This window comes from Sphingomonas sp. CROZ-RG-20F-R02-07, from assembly GCF_022662335.1.
Classification (GTDB): Bacteria; Pseudomonadota; Alphaproteobacteria; order Sphingomonadales; family Sphingomonadaceae; genus Sphingomonas.
The window spans coordinates 192,544-212,295 of the sequence record NZ_JAKNQJ010000004.1 but is presented as its reverse complement, the minus strand read 5'-3'; the positions used below and the strand labels follow the sequence as shown (position 1 = coordinate 212,295).

18 protein-coding genes and 1 pseudogene are annotated in these 19,752 nt (G+C 66.3%); 6 read left to right on the top strand and 13 right to left on the bottom strand.

All coding sequences use genetic code 11. The features are described from left to right. Positions 1–7: 7 nt before the first annotated feature. The 4 genes and pseudogenes from L8H00_RS08695 to L8H00_RS08680 form a co-directional block, all read right to left on the bottom strand. Complete coding sequence (locus L8H00_RS08695) at positions 8–1,333, bottom strand: DNA cytosine methyltransferase (protein ID WP_242096900.1); 1,326 nt, start codon at positions 1,331–1,333, stop codon at positions 8–10. After that, a complete protein-coding gene (locus L8H00_RS08690) occupies positions 1,330–1,902 on the bottom strand; it encodes a recombinase family protein (protein ID WP_242096899.1) in 573 nt (190 codons plus the stop codon). Before L8H00_RS08690 ends, L8H00_RS08695 begins: the two co-directional genes overlap by 4 nt. A 172-nt stretch (positions 1,903–2,074) precedes the next feature. Continuing rightward, complete coding sequence (locus L8H00_RS08685; RefSeq protein ID WP_242096898.1) at positions 2,075–3,406, bottom strand: TniQ family protein; 1,332 nt, start codon at positions 3,404–3,406, stop codon at positions 2,075–2,077. A gap of 140 nt (positions 3,407–3,546) precedes the next feature. After that, positions 3,547–4,425 (bottom strand): annotated as a pseudogene (locus L8H00_RS08680) (ATP-binding protein); the annotation flags it as partial. 99 nt (positions 4,426–4,524) lie between these two features. Between L8H00_RS08680 and L8H00_RS08675 the strand changes: the two are divergent. The 6 genes from L8H00_RS08675 to yihA all read left to right on the top strand — a co-directional run bounded on the left by L8H00_RS08675 (position 4,525) and on the right by yihA (position 7,929). Beyond that, entirely contained in the window at positions 4,525–4,824 is a 300-nt protein-coding gene (locus L8H00_RS08675) for a hypothetical protein (RefSeq protein WP_242096897.1), read from the top strand. Between the two features lie 89 nt (positions 4,825–4,913). Next, complete coding sequence (gene rpmH / locus L8H00_RS08670; RefSeq protein ID WP_242096896.1) at positions 4,914–5,048, top strand: 50S ribosomal protein L34; 135 nt, start codon at positions 4,914–4,916, stop codon at positions 5,046–5,048. Between the two features lie 56 nt (positions 5,049–5,104). Continuing rightward, on the top strand, positions 5,105–5,371 hold the full coding sequence (gene rnpA / locus L8H00_RS08665; protein ID WP_242096895.1) for a ribonuclease P protein component: 267 nt from the start codon (positions 5,105–5,107) through the stop codon (positions 5,369–5,371). Continuing rightward, the gene (gene yidD, locus L8H00_RS08660) at positions 5,368–5,580 is read left to right on the top strand and encodes a membrane protein insertion efficiency factor YidD (RefSeq protein ID WP_242096894.1); all 213 of its coding nucleotides are present in this window, start codon (positions 5,368–5,370) and stop codon (positions 5,578–5,580) included. The genes rnpA and yidD overlap by 4 nt, the downstream gene beginning before the upstream one ends. A 16-nt stretch (positions 5,581–5,596) precedes the next feature. Continuing rightward, the gene (gene yidC / locus L8H00_RS08655) at positions 5,597–7,297 is read left to right on the top strand and encodes a membrane protein insertase YidC (RefSeq protein WP_242096893.1); all 1,701 of its coding nucleotides are present in this window, start codon (positions 5,597–5,599) and stop codon (positions 7,295–7,297) included. After that, a complete protein-coding gene (gene yihA, locus L8H00_RS08650; protein ID WP_242096892.1) occupies positions 7,294–7,929 on the top strand; it encodes a ribosome biogenesis GTP-binding protein YihA/YsxC in 636 nt (211 codons plus the stop codon). Before yidC ends, yihA begins: the two co-directional genes overlap by 4 nt. Positions 7,930–7,936: 7 nt before the next feature. Here the strand turns inward: yihA and L8H00_RS08645 are convergent, their stop codons facing one another. From L8H00_RS08645 to L8H00_RS08605, 9 genes are read right to left on the bottom strand one after another with little or no spacing between them, the layout of a single operon-like run. Next, complete coding sequence (locus tag L8H00_RS08645; protein ID WP_242096891.1) at positions 7,937–9,823, bottom strand: XrtA/PEP-CTERM system amidotransferase; 1,887 nt, start codon at positions 9,821–9,823, stop codon at positions 7,937–7,939. Between the two features lies 1 nt (position 9,824). Then, positions 9,825–11,354, bottom strand: a complete 1,530-nt coding sequence (gene xrtA / locus L8H00_RS08640; protein WP_242097062.1) for an exosortase A — start codon at positions 11,352–11,354, stop codon at positions 9,825–9,827. A gap of 2 nt (positions 11,355–11,356) precedes the next feature. Next, on the bottom strand, positions 11,357–12,532 hold the full coding sequence (locus tag L8H00_RS08635; protein WP_242096890.1) for a TIGR03087 family PEP-CTERM/XrtA system glycosyltransferase: 1,176 nt from the start codon (positions 12,530–12,532) through the stop codon (positions 11,357–11,359). Further along, positions 12,529–13,557 carry a FemAB family XrtA/PEP-CTERM system-associated protein gene (locus tag L8H00_RS08630; protein WP_242096889.1) on the bottom strand — a complete coding sequence of 343 codons (1,029 nt, stop codon included), beginning with the start codon at positions 13,555–13,557 and terminating at the stop codon, positions 12,529–12,531. Before L8H00_RS08630 ends, L8H00_RS08635 begins: the two co-directional genes overlap by 4 nt. Continuing rightward, positions 13,554–14,381: an XrtA system polysaccharide deacetylase gene (locus tag L8H00_RS08625; RefSeq protein ID WP_242096888.1), complete on the bottom strand. Its 828-nt coding sequence runs from the start codon at positions 14,379–14,381 to the stop codon at positions 13,554–13,556. Before L8H00_RS08625 ends, L8H00_RS08630 begins: the two co-directional genes overlap by 4 nt. A gap of 4 nt (positions 14,382–14,385) precedes the next feature. Continuing rightward, positions 14,386–15,687, bottom strand: coding sequence for an AAA family ATPase (locus tag L8H00_RS08620; protein ID WP_242096887.1), 1,302 nt, complete (start codon positions 15,685–15,687; stop codon positions 14,386–14,388). A gap of 11 nt (positions 15,688–15,698) precedes the next feature. Continuing rightward, the gene (locus tag L8H00_RS08615) at positions 15,699–17,300 is read right to left on the bottom strand and encodes a hypothetical protein (protein WP_242096886.1); all 1,602 of its coding nucleotides are present in this window, start codon (positions 17,298–17,300) and stop codon (positions 15,699–15,701) included. Then, on the bottom strand, positions 17,297–18,235 hold the full coding sequence (locus tag L8H00_RS08610; protein ID WP_242096885.1) for an AAA family ATPase: 939 nt from the start codon (positions 18,233–18,235) through the stop codon (positions 17,297–17,299). Before L8H00_RS08610 ends, L8H00_RS08615 begins: the two co-directional genes overlap by 4 nt. Next, the gene (locus L8H00_RS08605) at positions 18,232–19,743 is read right to left on the bottom strand and encodes an XrtA system polysaccharide chain length determinant (protein WP_242096884.1); all 1,512 of its coding nucleotides are present in this window, start codon (positions 19,741–19,743) and stop codon (positions 18,232–18,234) included. The genes L8H00_RS08610 and L8H00_RS08605 overlap by 4 nt, the downstream gene beginning before the upstream one ends. Positions 19,744–19,752 lie beyond the last annotated feature (9 nt).

Below are 19,752 nucleotides of genomic sequence, written 5' to 3'. Positions count from 1 at the left end.
ATCCCCCCTAGGCCGTCGCTGCGACCGGTAAATCCCCTGCATCGTCGCCGAACACAGACTTCGTAAGTGCGACTTCCTCCAGAAGGGTGCGCACCGCAACGCCAATCGCCCTGGCCAGATACGGCGGGACCGCATTTCCAACCTGCGTGTACCGCGGGCACTCCTTGGTCCGGCGGTCACCCCCTGTCGTGAACTTTCCCTTGAACTCGAACCAATCTGGAAAAGACTGCAATCGAGCGGTTTCGCGTACGGTCAGGATGCGCGGCTCGGAATAGTGGAGGATGTCGTCCGGCAAGGTCGTGACCGTGGGTGCGGGCTCCCCGCTAGCCATCGGATAGATGCGGTGCTTTTTTAGTCCGTACGTCTTGCGACTTTCGTCATTCATGCGGACGCCCTTGCGACATTCTGCAAGGATGCGACCGAACCGCTCCCGGACATCGTCACGATGCCGGGCTAGTCGCATGCTATTCATGCCGCCCTCGAGCCCAGCCTGCATGAGCCGTTGGTAGGGCGTCGTCGGTGCGCCGTACTTGATCTCGCGGAAGCCCCTAGAGGATTCCGGGTCAACGCAATCGATCATCTCCCGGCCATTGGTTTCGAGATCCGACAATGCGCTGGATGCACTGACGACCTCGGGAAGGCCCAACTCGCGGAGCTGATTTACACGAGCCTCTTCTAGCAGCACGAACATGCGGGCAATCCCGCCATCGAGCCACTCGCACAGGTCCTTCCGGATGCCTACGGCGATAAGACGGGAGCGGCGCTGTGGTACTCCGAACCGCGAAGAGTCGACCAGCATGGCCTCCATCTTATAACCAGCTACGTCGAGGCTATCGATGAGCTTGTCATAGAAGGACTTGGGCTTCTCAGCCTGCTCGCCCGCGATCGGGAGCGTAATGACGTTCCTGCGCGCATGGGCCACTCGCATGCCGGGGACGTTCTCCAGGATGAGGGCCTGCGGCTGGAGGGCTTCGACGACGTTTACGTACTTTTCAAAGAGCAGGTTACGCGGATCACCCTCGACGCGCCGACCCGCAAAACTAAACCCCTGGCATGGTGGTCCACCGGCTAGAACGTCAATTGTTCCGCGTAATCCGATTAGGTCAGTCTTATGCTGGGCGAGCAGATGCTCGATGTCCCATGCCTCCGGCTCGAGCCATGCTGGCCAGTCGAAAGATATACCCGGCGTACGACGGTCGATAAAATTGGTAGCAAACGTCTCGAACGCCATTGGATCGCGCTCGATCGCGAACTTCCCTTGAAGTCCAGCCTGCGACAAGCCCAACGAGAGGCCGCCGCAACCAGCAAACAAGTCGGCAAAGCTATACTTCATGCGCTTGCGCCTTGTGCAAGACCTTCAAGGTGCCGATAGACCGAGGCTCGGGAAATATTGAGCTGGCGTGCTATAGCCGACGGCTTTTCGCCGTCGGCCCTCAGCCTACGAACCTCCGTGCCGTCCACGGTCGGCTTACGGCCTTTGCCGGCGTACACCCCCCTCGCCTTGGCATCGGCGATCCCCTCCATCTGTCTTTCGCGTCGCAAGTTAGTCTCGAACTCCGCGAACACGCCAAGCATGTCCAAGAACGCCTTCCCCGCAGCGGACGATGTATCGATCGGCTGCTCTGTCGCGCGGAGCGAGACCCCTCGATCCTTCAACGAGTGAACGATGTCTTGGAGATCCCGCATCGACCGGGCCAGCCGGTCGATGCGGGTGACCACGAGCGTATCCCCTGGTCGCAGGAATTCTAACAGGATGCCTAGTTCTTGCCGCCCTTGCCGCGAAGTCCCACTCGCTTTTTCTTCCCGGATCACCGCGCAACCAGCGGCCTTCAAGGCAGAACGCTGCAATGTGAGGTCCTGGCCGGCGGTCGAAACCCTCGCATATCCGTAAAGTTCGCCCATGATCGATCCTGGCCGCGTGAAGTGTCGCAGAACGCTCTAGACCATCCGCGCGATATGCTCCACAATTCATTTTGCGACCGTTTTGAGACGCGATTTTGTGTCGCATCGATCCATCCATGAAGGGTATACCTTAAAGGACGGAGGCGATTTGCACTTGCGGACGGTTTTGAAGTTAGTCCATCCCTCGCAGGATGCGATTGTTAGCGATTCCGCTCCTCACATCGCTCCAAGAGCCATCTTCTGGCAGGCCGAAGTAGATGATGGAGGATTCATGATTGCCTTTCTGCTCAACAAGCCTGATCTCCCGGATAGCATATCTCGTCACACCCCTTGCCGTTAGATATTCTTCCACTTTGCAAGCACGCTCGATACTTACATCATCATACCAGTAAAGGGTTGATCGTAATAACGAGGCGTAGATCGGATCGACTACTGCCCGTTTATAGCCTCCGTAGCCTAGATTCTTTTGCCAGCTATACGACGACGTTGCGCCAGCCAAATATATATTGATATCTTTAGCGCGTCGGACCGCCTCTTGTTTACGCAGAGTCTTCTTCTGGTAAATTAGCATTTCGCCCATGTACTTCATGGAGAAAGCTGCAACTTGTAATATTTTAAGCTGGTCCTGCCATTTCATATTTTCAAAGGTTTTGCGGACTGCGTATGGAGCGTCCTCGCCGATATTAGACCAAAGCGCCTTTATGATCTTTCGGTCGTCCCCATGAACATAGGCTGGAGCAGCAAGCTCCTCGATGACTGTTCGTAATTTTCTAAACCAAAGTGCCGCTGGCTTTGCCCCTGTATAGTCGGTTGTGACGCCACTAACGATGGCTTGATACGTAGTTTTGTAGAGCAACCGTGTTGCTGCACTAGGCTTGCCCGGTAGAGCCACCTTCCAGGAGATGAAGCGGCCGGGGGTGATAAAACACTCGTCCAGATAGCATCCGTGTTTAGGACACGACAGCATGATCGGCAGTAACCATTCCAACCTCGCAAAGATGACCTGATCTGAAGCGGCGCATTTCCGACATGCACGCACCAGACCATGAGATATCCACGGCTGCCAGTCGGAAGTTTGGCCGTCTATCCCTTCCCAACGCCCCCAGCTTCTAAGCAACACCGTCTGCTCTAAAACGTAATCAGCGAAACTGCCAAGTCCCTTTCCAAAGGATAACGGCACCATCCCTCGGAAAGTCATCGCTCTGACTTTATCGAATGGGACCCGGGACAACTGGGCGATCCGATTGATGAGGTTTAGGTCTTCTGTAAGATTGATATCACCGTCATTTTTACTAACGCCAAGATATCGTTCTAACAGATCTGGGTAGGCGACTTTGTATAACAAAGCGATGCGGCTTAACCATGACGAGAGCGCCTCTCCTTCGGCCGGATCAACTCTCATCGGCCAAGGGCGCGCAGGATCATCAGGGCCGCCAGAGACTGTTCCCCGCTTTCGTTCCATCGATACTAACAAAGCATCGTCATGAGCAACGCAACTGGCCATCTTAAAATATCTCGGTGCAACGGAGGTCCATCGAGTGCAATCGTTCTTCGGCGGGCGCGGCGAGAACATGGATGTTCACAGCCGTCCCCACGCTGCAAGGAAGGGCCCCTGCTGCAAAGTAAGGTAGACTGATGCAGAGTAAGGTGGGCTGATGCAGAGTAAGGTGGGGCGTCCACACCGCCGCCCGTCAGCGCCGCCATGGAGGCCGAATGATGCGGGCTGCGAAACGGGCGATTGCGGGTCAGGCGTCCGTTCGCGAGCGTCCCCGCCACCGACTGCACCATCGACACCTCCAGCGCCTCGGCCGCATCGAGCGGCGGCAATATTCCCGGCAGACACGCCGCCATCAGCGACTTTCCCGCGCCCGGCGGCCCGCACATCAACAGGTTGTGGCCGCCGGCCGCTGCGATCTCGAGCGCCCGCTTGGCGGTCTCCTGCCCCTTCACCTGGCGCAGGTCCGGCCCGTGCACGACATCGTCCGCTTCGCCCGGTTCCGGTGGGCGAAGCAGCCCGTGACCCTTGAAATGGTTGATGAGGCCGAGGAGATCGGGCGCGGCGACCACCTCGATCGATCCGGCCCAGGCCGCTTCCGATCCCTGCGCCGCAGGGCAGACCAGCCCCTTCCCTTCTGCCGATGCGTGGAGCGCGGCGAGCAGCACGCCCGGCGACGGTGCGATCCGTGCGTCGAGCCCCAGTTCGCCCACCACGACATAGTCCGCCAGCGTCTCGACATCGACGATGCCCATCGCGCCGAGCAGCGCGAGCGCGATCGGCAGGTCGAAATGCGATCCCTCCTTGGGCAGATCGGCGGGCGAAAGGTTTACCGCGATCCGCTTGGGCGGCAGCGCGAGGCCCATCGCGGCGATCGCGCCACGCACCCGCTCGCGGCTTTCCCCCACCGCCTTGTCGCCCAGACCGACGACGTTGAAGGCGGGAAGCCCCGGGATGAGCTGCACCTGCACCTCGACGGCGCGCGCCTCCAGCCCCAGATACGCCACCGTCGATACGATCGTCGCCACGCGCACACCCCCGAATGCCCATCGTCAGCCGCCGTTCATAAGCGGTTTTGCAGGGCGCGCCACCGGCGCCGTCTTGCCGCCGCAACACACCGGAGCCACATGGCGGCGATGCGCCCACCCCGTCACCCCGCGATGCGGATCGCCCAGCTCGTCCTCGGCGGCGTCCTGATCGTGGGCGCAGGGGTGGTGGGGCCGCTGCCCGGGCCGGGCGGGATATTCCTGTTCGCGGGCGGACTGATCCTGATCCTGCGCAACTCCTACCGCGCCAAGGTGCGCTGGGCCCGGCTGAAGCGGCGCTGGCCGCGGACGGGGAACCTGGTCGATCGCGCCATGCGCCGGCCGAGTGCGCGGCGGCGGCATGCCCGCACCCGCGACATCGGACCGCCCGGAGCGAATTGACTTGGCGCCCCGTCTTGCCTATGCGCTGCCGCCAACAAAGGCCGTCCCGCGTGGCGGCCCTTTTCATTCGTACGATCAGGACATGAACGATGAAGCGGACCTTTCAGCCGAGCAACCTGGTGCGCACCCGCCGTCACGGCTTTCGCGCACGGATGGCGACGGTCGGCGGACGGAGCGTGATTCGCGCCCGCCGCAACCGCGGCCGCAAGAAGCTGTCGGCCTGAACATCCTCACGCGCCGCCGGGATTTCCTGGCGGCCAACGGGGGAAAGCGGGCGCCGATGCCGGGATTCGTCCTGCTGGTGCGCGCGCGCAAGGACGGTGACGACACGATGCGCGTCGGCTTCACCGTCACCAAGAAAGTCGGCAACGCCGTGGTGCGCAACCGCATGAAGCGGCGGCTGCGATCGCTGGCGCGCGAGCTGCTGCCGGAAAACGGCATCGCGGGCGCGGATCACGTTCTGATCGGCCGCAACGGCGGGATCGAGCGCGATTATGGCGACCTGCGGCGGGAACTGGCCAAGGCGCTCGGCAAGGTGCGCCGGTGATCGCGCGCCTGCTGATCCTCCTCGCGCGGGGTTGGCAGCTCGGGCCGTCGTTGATCCTGCCATCCTCATGCCGGTTCCAGCCCTCCTGTTCGGCCTATGCAATCACCGCGCTTCGCCGCTATGGCGCGGCCAGAGGGAGCTGGCTGGCGGCAAAGCGCATCGCGCGCTGTCATCCATGGGGCGGGTACGGACCCGATCCCGTTCCATGAAGATTGGGGCCTAGCCGTGAAAGACGATCGTCAGAACTTCGTGGTGTTCGCGGTGATCGCGGCGCTGATCCTGTTCGGCTGGCCGCTGATCCAGGGCAAATTCTTCCCGACCGCCAATCCGCCCGTGACCAAGATCGCGGACGGCAAGACGAAGATCGTCGCCAACCCGAACGCCGATCCCACCGCCGACGGCCCCGCCGCGATGCGCGACCGCGCGGTCGTGCTGGGCGAGACGCCCCGCGTCCGGATCGAGACGCCCAAGATCCGGGGCTCGCTCAACCTGAAGGGCGCGCGGATCGACGATCTCGTTCTGGTGGATTACAAGGAAACGATCGCGAAGAACTCCGCGCCGATCCGCCTCCTTTCCCCGGCCGGCGCGCCCGAAGCCTATTTCGCCGGATTCGGCTGGCGTGACGAGGGGCTGAAGCCGCCGTCCGCCGACACGGTGTGGAAGGCGACCGGAACGCTGCTGTCGCCCGGCCATCCCGTGACGCTCGACGCGGCGAACGCCACCGGCCAGCGCTTCCGCATCACGCTGTCGGTCGATTCCGACTATATGTTCACGGTGCAGCAAACGGTGCTGAACGCCGGCGCCGCACCCGTGCCGGTTGCGCCGTACGGCTTCGTCAACCGGTCGGGCGTCTCGAAGGATGCCTCCACCTGGCAGAATCATACCGGCCCCACCTCGGTGCACGAGGGCAGCGCGGATTACGGGTACAAGTTCAAGGATCTCGACAGCGCGCCGCAGCATTTCTCGACGCAGGGCGGCTGGCTCGGCTTTGCGGACAAATATTGGCTGACCGCGCTGGTGCCCGATCAGGGCGCGACGTTCGACGGCCAGTTCCGCGCCGGTGCGAACACCACCTATCAGGGCGATTACACGCTCAGCCCCAAGCTGCTCGCGCCGGGCAAAGCCGTCACCCAGACGACGCGCTTCTTCGCGGGCGCCAAGGAAGTGAAGACGCTCCAGCGCTACGAAGCCGCGGGTATCCCGAAATTCGACAAGGCGATCGACTGGGGTTACTTCGAAATCGTCGAAAAGCCGATCTTCACCTATCTCGACTGGCTGTTCCACATCGTCGGCAATTTCGGCCTCGCCATCATCCTGCTGACGCTGACGATCCGCGCGGTGATGTTCCCGATCGCGCAGCGCCAGTTCGCCTCGATGGCGGCGATGCGCGCCATCCAGCCGAAGATGAAGGCGCTCCAGGAACGCTACAAGGACGACAAGCCGCGCCAGCAGCAGGAGATCATGGCGCTCTACAAGCAGGAGAAGGTCAATCCGCTCGCCGGCTGCCTGCCGACGCTGATCCAGGTGCCGATCTTCTACGCGCTCTACAAAGTGCTGATGATCACGATCGAGATGCGGCACCAGCCCTTCGTCCTGTGGATCAAGGATCTGTCGTCGCCCGATCCGCTGACGCCGGTGAACCTGTTCGGCCTCCTGCCCTTCACGCCGCCGCACATGATCGCAATCGGTGTCGTGCCGATCCTGCTCGGCATCTCGATGTTCTTCCAGTTCCGCCTGAACCCGACGCCGATGGACGATACGCAAAAGCAGGTCTTCGCGTTCATGCCCTGGGTGCTGATGTTCGTGATGGCGCCGTTCGCGGTCGGGCTGCAGGTCTATTGGATCACCACCAACTGCATCTCGATCCTGCAACAGAAGCTGCTCTATGCACGTCATCCGCAGCTGAAGACGCCGGTGGCGAAATGAGCTTCGAACCCGAGCAGATCGAGACGGCGCGCAAGCTCTTCGCGGGGCCGATCGCGTTTCTGAAATCGGCGCCGACGCTGGAATATATCCCCGCGCCCGACGTACCCGAGGTGGCGTTCGCGGGGCGTTCCAATGTCGGCAAATCGTCGCTGCTGAACGCGCTGGCCGGCCGCAACGCGCTCGCGCGCACGTCCAACACGCCGGGGCGCACGCAGGAATTGAACTTCTTCGACGTGGGCGATCCGCTCGCGTTTCGCTTGGTCGACATGCCGGGCTATGGCTTTGCCAAGGCGCCCAAGGACATGGTCAAGAAGTGGCGGTTCCTCGTGAACGACTTCCTGCGCGGTCGCGACGTGCTGAAGCGCACGCTGGTGCTGGTCGATTCGCGTCACGGGCTCAAGGACGTCGATCGCGAGATCATGGAGATGCTCGACAAGGCCGCAGTCAGCTATCGCATGGTCCTGACCAAGACCGACAAGGTGAAGCCGACCGAATTGTCCGTCACGCTGGCGGCGATGGCGGACGAGGTGCGCAAGCGTCCCGCCGCGCATCCGGACATCCTGCAGACCTCGAGCGAAACCGGCTATGGCATCCCCGAACTGCGCGCGGCGGTGATCGAGGCGGTGGGCTGAGCGCCGCTCAACCGAACAGCCGCGCCATGCTCCGTTCCAGCATGAGGAACTGCCAGAGCGTCCGCCCATGCTCGCCGCGCCCGCTGCGATGTTCGGCCGCCATCGCGCCGATGGCGGCCATGTCGAACCATCCCGTGTCGTTCAAGGTCCGCGATCGCGCCAGCGCCGCGGCTTCGTCGGCGAGCGCCCCCCGGAACCAGGCACCGATCGGCGTGACGAACCCCATCTTGGGCCGATAGAGGATCTCGCGCGGCAGATAGGGCCGCATCGCGCGCTTCATCAGCCACTTGCCCTGGCCGTGGCGCAGCCGCATCGACACCGGCAGCGTGGCCGCGAATTCGATCAGCCGGTGGTCGAGCAGCGGCTCGCGCGCCTCCAGCCCGACCGCCATGCTGGTGCGGTCGACCTTGGTGAGGATATCGCCCGGCAGCCAATGCTTGATGTCGGCATATTGCGCACGGTCGAGCGCATCGCGCGCCGGCGCCGCCCGCATCGTCGCCACATAGCGGTCCTCGGCACGATAGCCGCCGAGCGCGCGACGGGCCTCCGCCGAGAACAGGCGCGCCCGCCATTCGGGCGTGGTCACGCCCACCGCTCGCGCATAGGCCGCGTCGCCATCGGCCGCGAGCGCGAGCAAGGTGGATTTCGCGCGCAACGGGCGCGGCGCCCAATCCGCCTTGGGATACCAGCGCCCCAGTGCGCCGAACGCATCGCGGCGCAGGCCGGCGGGCATCAGCGCACGGACCCGCTCTTCGGCAGCCTGGAACCGGTAGCGGCGATACCCGGCCAGCGCCTCGTCCGCGCCGTCGCCCGACAGCGCGACCGTAACCCGCTCGCGCGCGAGCGCACATACTTGATAGGTGGCAAGCGCCGAGGCATCGGCGAAGGGTTCGTCGAACGCAGCGACCAGCGTGTCGATCAGCCCGGCATCGTCCGACCGCACCACCCGCGCATGGTGGTCGGTCGCAAAGCGCGCCGCGACGGCGTCGGCATGCGCACGCTCGTCATGCCCCGCTTCGTCGAAACCGATCGTGCAGGTGGTGATCGCATCGCGCGATGCCTCCGCCATCAGCGCGACCACCGCCGAACTGTCCACGCCGCCCGACAGGAACGCCCCGAGCGGCACGTCCGCGACCATCCGCGAGCGCACCCCGTCGCGCATCCGCGCCACGAGTTCGTCGCCCAGCGCCGCGGCCGAGCCGCGTGCGCGGTTCGAGAAATCCAGATCCCACCATCGGCGGGGCGCGGGCACCGGTCTGCCGCGCGCGATCAGCAGGAAATGCCCGGCCGCCAGCTTGTGCACTCCCGCGACGAGGCAGGCATCGTCGGGGACATAGCCGAACGCCAGATAATCCTCGACCGCGCGCAGATCGGGCGTGCGGCGGAGCAACGGGTGGGCGAGCAGCCCCTTCAGTTCGGAGGCGAAGGCGACCGAGCCGTCGGACAGTTCCACCCAATGGAGCGGCTTCACCCCCAGCCGGTCGCGCGCGAGGAACAGCGCCTGCGCATCGGCATCGTGGATCGCGAAGGCGAACATGCCGTTCAGCCGGTCGAGCAGCCCCGGCCCCCAGGCGCGCCAGCCGTGCAGCAGCACCTCGGTATCGCCCGCCGTCCGGAAACGCGCGCCCCGCTCTTCGAGCTCGGCGCGCAGCTCGGCGAAATTGTAGATCTCGCCATTATAGGTGACGGTCAGCGCATCGTCGCGCATCGGCTGGGGCGAGCCGGCCAGATCGATGATCGACAGACGCCGATGACCCAGCCCCACACCCGGCGCGGTCCACACCCCGTCCCCATCGGGCCCGCGATGCGCCAGCGCGTCGATCATCCGCCCGATGCGCTGCGGATCGACCGGCTTGGGGATTCCGGGATGGAAGATCCCGGCGATGCCGCACATCTCAGCGCATGCCCGCGGAACGGTCTGCCAGCGCGTCGATCGGGCCGAGCGCCGCGCGAAACGCCCGGATCGCGACGACCGGATCATGGCCGGGCAGCACCTCGGCCGACAGATGCACCGCGACGGCCCGTTGCGGGCCACCGAACAGCCGCGCGCGCATCGTCGCCACCTTCACCAGCCTCTCGTCGTGCGTCGTGACATCGCCGACGCGATACCATGTCGCGACGATCCGCTCCACCGCCTGCCGGCCCGGGCCCGGCGCGGTGATCCGCATCACCGAGCCGCCGTCGATCGGCGGCAGGTCCGCGATCCGCACCCAGCGATCCTCCTCGCGCAGCACGCCCGTACCGAAGCCGACCAGTTCGCGCCCTTGTGCCTGCGCGCCATAGACCGCGATCGCCACGTCTACCGCATCGCCACGATCGTCGGCATAGCGGCCGAAGAGATGATGGTCCGCCCCCGGATGGAACGGCTCCCAGGGCGCGCGCGTGCTGAGGAACGCGCGATGCCAGCCCGGGACGTCGGGCAGATCGATATGGTTGGGCAACGCCTGCGCACGGGCCGCGACGGCACCGCTCCAGGCGGGAAAGATCACGGCGGTGGCGAGCACCAGCAGCGCGGCAAGGCCGAGATCGATGCGGTGCCCGACCGGCCGATCGAGCGCGACCGGATCGAAGGCGGGCGCATCGGGCGCACGATCGAACCACCGCCAAGCGATCCCCAGCACCGCCGCCATCACGAGCCCGAAGAACACCCAGCCGTAAACGATGTGATCGAACCCGGTCGCCGCCTCCAGCGAGGTGAGCTGCGCCGCCCAGATCGTGGCGAACGCCCGCACGCCGTTCGCCAGCACGGGCACGATCAGGCTGACGGCCAGGAACATCGCCCGCCGCCGCCAGGAGACGAAACACACATTCGCGACCAGCACGCCGAACGCGATCATCGCGATGACGAATTTGGCGCCCGAACAGGCCTCGGCCACTTCGAAATAATAGCGTCCGGCATGGATCAGCACGCCATCCACGCTGGCGGGCACGCCGACCGCGCGCAGCATCGGCATCACCATGGCCACCGTCACGTTCTGCAACGGCGTCTCCAGCCCCTCGCCCATCGGCACGAGGAACAGCGCATAGGCCAGCGGGAAGAGCAGCCCGCGCGCCACCTGGGGCCCGAGCAGCGTGACCACCGCGCCCTGCAGCATGACGATCAGGCCCAACTGGCGCGCGAACGACACCGTCGCCGCCTCTCCCATCAACCACCCCGCCCCGCCCACCGCGACGAGCGCGAGGCCCGGCCACCATGCGGCGGGGGTGAGGCGGGCGAGTTGGGCCCGGCGCTGCCACACCAGCCAGGCGATGACGGGGCCGATGAAGAGGCAGTGGCCGAACGTCGTGCTGGTCCACCAGATGCGGACGAGCGCATGCGCATCGCGGTAGAACAGCGATACGATCAACGCGGCGACCAACAGGAGCGCGCCACCATGGCCCGGCCATGCGCCGATCGAACGCCCCTTCGACGCGGTCAGCGCCAGCGTCACGGGAAGCCCATCAGCGCATCGAGCGGCGCGAGCCGCGCATCCCAGGCGTAGCGCGCGATCACTTGATGCCGCGCCGCCTGCCCCAGGGTCGCCGCGGCCCAGGGGCCGTCGAGCACGGCGCAGACGCTATCGGCCAGATCCGCGGGATCATCGGCGATGCGGATCGTACCGGCATGATCGATGCCTTGCGCCGCGGCGGAGGAAGCGATCACCGGACGCGCCATCGCCATCGCCTCCAGCACCTTGTTCTGGATGCCACGCGCGAGCGCCAGCGGCGCCACGCACAGATCGGCCGCGGCCAGCCAACCGCGCGTATCCGGTACGGTGCCCGTCACGATCACGTCCTCGCCGGCCAGCGCGCGCACCGCTGCCGTCGGGGCTCGCCCGACGACCGCGAACAGCGCCTGCGGGTGGCGCCGGCGGACCAGCGGCATCACGTCACGCGCAAAGCCCGTCACCGCCTCGATATTCGGCGCATAATCCATCTGCCCGGTGAAGACGATCAAGGGGCGATCCTCCGCCATCCGATCGAAGCGACCGTCCGGATCGAAATGCGCGGTGTCGATCCCGTTTTCGACGACCTTCACCGTTCCGATCGCGCCGCCCGAGCGGAACAGCGCGGCCTCCGACTCGCTGACGAACAGGCTGGCCGCTACGCGCTGCGAGACGGCGCGTTCATAGGCACCGAGCAGCCGCGCCTCGCGTGCCATCAGCCAGCGCATCGTGCCCCGCGCCCGGGCCGCGAAGCCGGCGAACTTGGCGGAATCGACATCGACGAAGTCCATGACGACGGGCATGCGCGCCATCGGGAGATACTGCGCCATCTGCCCGGAAAAGGCATAGATCCGCGCGATGTCGTGGTTCGCCAGCACATCCGCCACGGCGGCGGCCATGGCCTTGTCGGCGAAGGCGGCGAGCGATGCCGGGCGTCGGCTCACCAGGGCTTCGATCGCCGCACGGCCCCGTGCCTTGCGGCGGGGCAGGATGGTGCAGCTTGCCAGCATCGCGCGGAACTCGGGCGGCGGGTCGCGATCCGCCAATTCGTCGGCGAACGCCACCAGATGCACGCGCGCACGCGCCGCCAGATGACGGAGCACGTGATAGCTGCGGATCTTGTCGCCGCGGTCGGGCGGAAACGGCACACGGTGCGCGAGGAAGAGGATGTCGCTCACCCCAGCCCCCGCGCGATCCAGGGGCCGAGGCGGTTGGCGATCGGCAACGGCAGGCGCTTCCACGCCGCGACCATCGCCACATATTTGGGGTTGAGCGGGTTCACCTCGCGGCGCGGCCCCGCGCTTCGCGTGGCGTAATGGCGGGGCATGGGCGCAAACCCCCAATTCTTCTTGAACGCCGCCGCACCGGTTCCGGTCTTCGATCGGCCGAAATCGAACCGCGTCGCCCCACGGGCACGCGCATGCGCCATCAGCGCGAAATACATCCGGTCGTTGGCGCGCAGGGCTCGCGCCGCCGCACCGCCACCACCCCAATAAGGATAAACGGTCCCGTCGAAATACAGGCTGAGCACGCTCGCGACCGGCCGTCCTTCGTGGCGGACGGTGAGCACATCGGCATCGAGTCGTCCGGCGACTTCGCGGAACAAGCGGGCCGGAAACACCGGCGTCCCCAGGTTGCGGACCGATTCGGCATAGATGCGGTGATGTTCGCGCAGCAGCGCCGGCGTTTCGCCCGTCACGACCTCCAGGTCGATGCCCAGCGCGCGGCGCACTTCGGCGCGTTGCTTGCGGGGAATGGCGAGCAGTTCGGCCGCGTCATCGCCGGCAAGGTCGCGTGCGAAGCCGAGATAGCTGTCGGCATCGACATCCCATTCCTCAGGCAGCGCGCCGCCGCGAAGCTCGACGCCGGGGCAGCCGATCCGCTGCGCCAGCGTCCAGGCCGCCGCCGCCAATGGCGCAACGCCCTCCCCCAAGATGCCGCCATCGACGCCGAAACCGGTCGACACGAGCGCGCGCCCGAACAGGGGCGAGCGCATTTCGGTCAACGGCAGCACGCCGGCAATCGCACCATTGCCCCGTTCGGCGACCAGATAGCGCGCGCGCTGGCCGCATCCCACCTCGACCGCCATGCTCCACGCCGGCAGGTGAAACGGCGTAGCGCCGGGCGTTTCGGTGACGAAAGCAGCAATCCGGTCGGCGTCGTGGCGCAGATCCGCCGCGCGAACGCCGATCGACTCAGTCACGCGGCGGCGCCGATGGCCGCGTCCACCCGTCCCCAATCGTGCCGCGCCATCAGTCCGCGCAACTTGCCCGCCATCGCGCGCAGCCGCGCATAATGGCGGATGCGCGATTTCAACGGCGCATTCGCCACGCGCGGCTGGCCGGGATCGATCTCCCAGGGATGGAAATAGAACATCGCCGGTTGCGCCTCGGCGTTCACCTGCCGGACCGCATAATCCGTGATCGCTGCGGGCAACATGCGGAAAAAGCCGCCACCGGTCGCAAGCCGCCGCCCTGCGAACTCCGCCACGGTCACCGGCACCTCGATCAGCGCGGAGTCGGGCAGTGGTCGAAAGGCGTAGCGGGGCGCCTCGCGCCATCCATAATGGTCGTGGCGCACCGGAGCGACGCTGGACGAATAGCGATAGCCGGCCTCCGCTAGCACCGCATGCGCCCAGGGCGTGCGCGGATCGATCGAAAAGCTCGGCGCGCGATAGCCGGTGACGGCCGCGCCGCCCGCCTGTTCGATCGCGCTGCGCGCCTTGGCAAGGTCGGCGCGAAAGGCGGCCGCATCCATCGTGAAGACGCGCGCATGATCCCAGCCATGGCTGGCGATCTCATGGCCCGCATCCACGATCCGGCGGACGAGCGCCGGATAGCGATGCGCGACCCAGCCGAGCGTGAAGAAGGTGGCCTTGACGCCCGCATCCTCGAACAGCGCGAGCACCGCATCGGTGTTGCGCTCAACGCGCGGCGCGAGCGCATCCCAATCCGCCTTGTCGATCACCCGTTCGAAGGCACCGACCTGGAACCAATCCTCCACATCGACCGACATGCCGTTGAGCATGGCGTCAGGCCGCGAAGTTGCGGATCGGCGCATAAGGCGGCCGCTGCGCGTCGGTCTCCACCCAATCCACCAGCAGCGTCAGCACGCGGCGCAACGCCACCTCCTGCTGCTCGACCTGCGCCTCGAGCGCCGCGATCCGCGCGATGAGCGTCGGATCGGGTGAAACCACCGCCGGCTCGGCCTCCGGCTCGGGCGCGCAGTCTGCCTCGGCCTCGGGTGGGACGACGATCGGCTCGGGCTCGGGCTCGGGCGTCAACACAACGCGGGGCGCCGGACGCGCGACGGGCGCGGTGGCCGATTCGAACCAGGACGGTCGCTTCACTTCTTCCGTCGGAGCCGGCGCCTCGCGGACGGGCGTTGCCGACGCGGGTGCCGGCATCGGCGTGACGATGACGGGCGCCGCCGCTGCCGGAGCGGGGAGGCGCTCGACGGGTTCGGGCTTCATCGGCGCGGGCGCATCCGCAAGCGGTGCCCCGATCGGCATCGGCATCGGCAGATCCGCATGGAGATCGCGGATCACCGCGTCCACGGTCGCGCCGTCGATCAGGTTGATGCCGCCGATCGCCGCGTGCAACATCGTCCGGCCGGCGAGCAGGTTCAGCCGGCGCGGCACCCCGCCCGATCCGCGATAAAAGGCATCGAACGCATCCTCGGTGAAATCGGGCCGCCCGGTCCAGCCGACCACCGCGAGCCGGTGCGCGATGTAATCGGAGACTTCATGCGCCTCCATCGGATCGAGATGGTGGATCGCGATCACGCGCTGGCGCATCTGTTCGAGGCGATCCTCGCCGTGCAGCCGGTCGCGGAACTCGGGCTGGCCGAGCAACACGATCTGCAGCATCGCATGGCCGCCGGCCTGGAAGTTCGACAGCATGCGCAATTCTTCGAGGCTGGCGACCGGCAGCGCCTGCGCCTCGTCGACGATCAGCAGCGTGCGCTTGCCGCCCCGCGCGACCGCGTGAAGTCCGCGCTCGATCGCGATCAGCAGATCGGCCTTCTCCATGCCCTTCGTCTGCACCCCGAGCGCGGTCGCCACGATGCGCAGCAGATCGGATGCCTCGATCGCGGTGGAGACGATCTTGATCGGGTTCAGGCGCTGCTGATCGAGCGTATCCATCAGATGGCCGACCAGCGTCGTCTTGCCCGCACCGATATCGCCGGTGATGACGATGAAGCCTTCGCCCTGCGCGAGGCCATAGCCGAGATAGGCCATCGCCTTCCGGTGGGTGTCGGTCTCGAACCAGAAACGCGGGTCGGGGGTCAGCTGGAAGGGCCGGCCGGTCAATCCGAAATGATCGTCGTACATCGCTGCCGTTCCTAGAAGTGATACCGCGCGCCGAGAAGCGCCTGCAGCGACACGTCGCTGGAGAGGTCGCCCACCTTGAAGCTGTAGAGCCCCACCGAAGCCGTGGTGCTCAGGCGGCCGAAATTGCGATAATAGCTGCCCGTCGCCCCATAGGACCAGGTGCCCTCCCCGCCCGAAAGCTGCGTGGTGTAATAATCCACGAACGCGTTCACATCGAGCCCCGAGTTGCGCGAAAGGCTGCGCGCCCAGAAGAGCTGACCGTAATAGCTCTCGTCCTCGTCACCATAGACCACGATGCCGGAGCCGCCGGTCGGCGCATAGAGGCGCCGGTTGGCGTAGCCGATACCCACGCCGAAGGTGGAGAGCCCGCGGGTGATCGTTCCCACCGCATCGACGCCGCGCGCACGATAGCTGGCGGTGGTGATCGACTGGAACACCGAATCGAGGCAACCGCCGGGCGCTCCGCCGCTCGTGCCGAAGACGCAGCCGTTGAACTGTTGCGAGAAGGGATCCTGATTGGAAACGAAGCTCGTCGGCAACGCCGCGACGCCCTGCCGCAATTGCTGGCCGAAGGTCTGGACGCTGTCATAGACATTCACGGCGAAGCCGACCGTCTTGGACGCCTGGTACGTCGCCGTGCCGGTATAGCTGAGCGATCCGTAGCGGCGGCCGACATGCGCCTCCACCGACGTGCGGCGGTCGGGTCGCCAAACCACGCCCGCATCATAATAGACGCCATCGGTGCGGTAGGCGATCCGGCGCGGCGAATTGGGATCCGTCTCGAATCGACCATTGCCATCCAGCACGGGCGTGCCGCCGGCCGTCAACAGCGGATCGCGCTGGCTGGCCTCGATCCGCTCATAGCCGACACCGGCGGTCAGCGCGACGTTGGGCGAGACTGGTAGCAGCACGTCGCCGCGCCCGTGATACCCCTCAAAGCGCTGGCCGAGCTGCGCGCCATCCTCGCGCTCGTACAGGCCGCTGAGCGTCACGCCGACAGGCAGCACCGTTCCCGGCGCGATGCCGACGGTGGCGGTCGCGAGCTGGCCGAGCGAATGATCGTAATAATCGAGGCGCTGGCCATCGATCGGCCCGGCATAGGTGGGCGTCTCGACCTTGGTATAGCCGATCTGATAGGCAGCCCCCACGTTCACCACGCCCAACTGGGTGGCAAGCGTCGGGCCGGCATAGACGCCGTAGAGCTGGCTGACATTGTCGACATTGCCGACAAGTACGCCCGGCGCCGCCCCGCGGATGTCGGAACGCGCGCGCGTGGCGATGCCGCCTGCCTCGAACGTCAGCGCCGGCGTCAGTTTGGCGTCGACGCGCGCGAGGCCGGTGTGGATATCGTCGTCGCCCAGATCATGGCCCTCGCCGAAGCGGTGCTCGTAACGATAGCTGATCTGGCCGTTGATACGCGCGGTCGTCACCGCCGCGTCCACGCCCGCAGCGACGCTCGTGTAGGTGACGGTGTCGCCGCCCTTGAGATCGGCGTCGAGCGTCTGGCTCACTTCGATATAGGGCGTGACGCTGGTCCGCGGCCGGTCCTGCGCGTTGGCGACGGACGGCAGCGCGAGCATCGCGGCGGTGGCGAGAAGGACGGGACGGATCACTGGGACGACTCCTGGTCGTAATAGCTGCCGAACCGGGCGCCGCCCGGCACGAAGGACACCGCGTTGAGGACGAGCTGGATATGCTCGCACCCGTCGAGCAACTGCACGGCGGCGCGCAGCTCGCTTTCGGGCGTGAGATCGGCGCGGACCACGAGCATCACCTGCCCCACCAGCATCGCCAGCACCGAGGCGGGCGATGCCGCGAGAGCGGGTGGCGAATCGAAGATTACCAACCGGTTGGGATTGGCCGACAAGAGCCGCGCGAGCACCGCCCGGGTGCGGGCGCTGGCCAGCAATTCGGTGTCGGTCGAGGTCTTGGTGCCAGCGGGGAGCAGCGACAGATTGGGCACATCGGTGGGCACGATCAGCGTCTCGACATCGAGGTGCGAATCGGCGAGCGCATCGAGCAGCCCGGATCCCTCGTCGACGCCGAGCTGCGCCATGATGTCGGGCTTGGCGAAATCGGCATCGACCAGCAGCACTTCGGTATCGCGCTCGGCGGCGAGCGACAGCGCGAGGTTGATCGCGGTGAAGGTCTTGCCGTCACGCGGACGCGCCGAGCAGACGAGGATCGTCCGCGCCTTGGCGGGTGCGTCGCTTTCGGCGATCCGCTGGCGCACGAGGTTCAACTGGCGCTTGACCAGCCGAAACTCCTCGGCGAGCGGCCCGACCGGCGCGCCGGGCACGATCATGCCGTTCTGCGCGAGCATCATCCGGTCGATCGCCGCCACTTCGCCGCGCGCCAGCGGAGCGCGAAATTCCTCCGGAACGTCGGCGGCAAAGACCGGCTCGACCGGCGGACCGGGAGGCACCAAAGCCGGTGTTATCGGCGGCATCGGCGCGTCGTCCTGCCGCCGCAGATGCTCGCTGAAGTCATAGACCTGGGCGGCGCGCTCGAGCAGCGAAGGCGCGCGTTTCGGATGGATCTTCGTCATGCCGCCATTCCCCGCTGAAGCACTTCGACACCGAGCAGCAGCACATAGGCGGCTCCCAGCGCGGCAAGGCCGCCAGCGAACATCTTCATTCCCCGCGCGCGCTTCTCGGACTGGGCGCGCGTCACCACCTCACCGATTGCGCCGATCACCGGCATGCCGGTCGCGCGTTCCAGTCGCGTGGTGGTGGCGAAGGTCTGCCGCAACTGGCCGAGCGCAAACGCCGCGCCGATCCCGCCGGCGATGCCCGCCACCAGCACGCCCGACAGCAGCAGCATGCGGTTGGGCGCGGTCGGCGTGTGCGGCGTGGTGGGGGGATCGATCACGCTGAACTTCACCTGGTCGGTCTGCGACTGGGCCTGGCCGCGCAGGGCGATCTGCTGACGCTGGGCGAGCAACTGCGCATACGCGTCCTTCGTCACCTGATATTGGCGATCGATATCGCCCTGTTCGGCGGCAACCTGCGGATCGCCCGCGAGCTTGGAATTGAGCTGATCGAGATCCGACTGGAGCTGGCTCTTGCGGATACGCAGCGCCGCGACCTGGCTCTGCTTTTCCGCCTGCATCGACTGAAGCGACTGGTAGAACGGATTGGGCGTGCCCGCGGCGCCGCCCGAAACCGGCTCGCCGCGTGCCGCTGCGGTCGCCGCCGCCAACTGGCTTTTCAGCGCGATCACGTCCGGATGCGCATCGGTATAGCCACGCGCCCGCGCATCGGCGAGCTGGCCCTGGATCGCGATGACCCGCGCCCGGGCCGGGCCGGCGGCACCGCCGGCGGTGCCGGGCAGCGTCGGCGCCACGCCCGCCATCTGCCCCGCGACCGCGGCGACGCCGGATTGCGCGGCACCCAGATCGGCGTCGATCTGCGCCATCTGCGTGCGTGCCGCGCCGATCCGGTCCGCGACGGAGCCGGTGCCCGGCATCGATCCCAGATACCGGTTCTGGAAATCGGCGCGCTTCGTCTCGGCGTCCTGCAGCTTGTCCTGAAGCTGCGCCAATTGCTTGTCGAGGAAAGCGAGCGACTGGCCGTTGCTGGATCGGTCGCCGGCAAGATTCTGCTCGATGAAGATATCGATCAGCTTCTGCGTGATCGTGCGCGCCAGCTTGGGGCTGGACGCAGTGGTGGTGATCTCGAACAGATTGTCCTGCTGCGCGGTCACCTTGATGTTCTGGGCGAGGCTCGCGACCCGGTCGGCGACGTCGCGGTCGCTCGCGACCGTGTTGGCGAGATCGGTGCCGCGAACGACCTTTTCGAGATTTACCGCCGAGACGAGCGTCTGGCGGATCGTGTCGACGCTGTTCTGCTGGCTGGGTGCGGGATTGTCGACCGAGGCGGGCAGCACCGACTGCATCTGCACCATGACCCGGGCGTGCGAATCGTAACGGCTGGGGATTTGCGACACCACCAGCCAGCCGACCAGGCACACGCCCCACGCGACGCCGAGCGCGAGCCAGCGCCGCGTCCAGATCGCATGCAGCGCGAGCCGCATCTCGTCATAGATTCCACCCATCCGATCGGC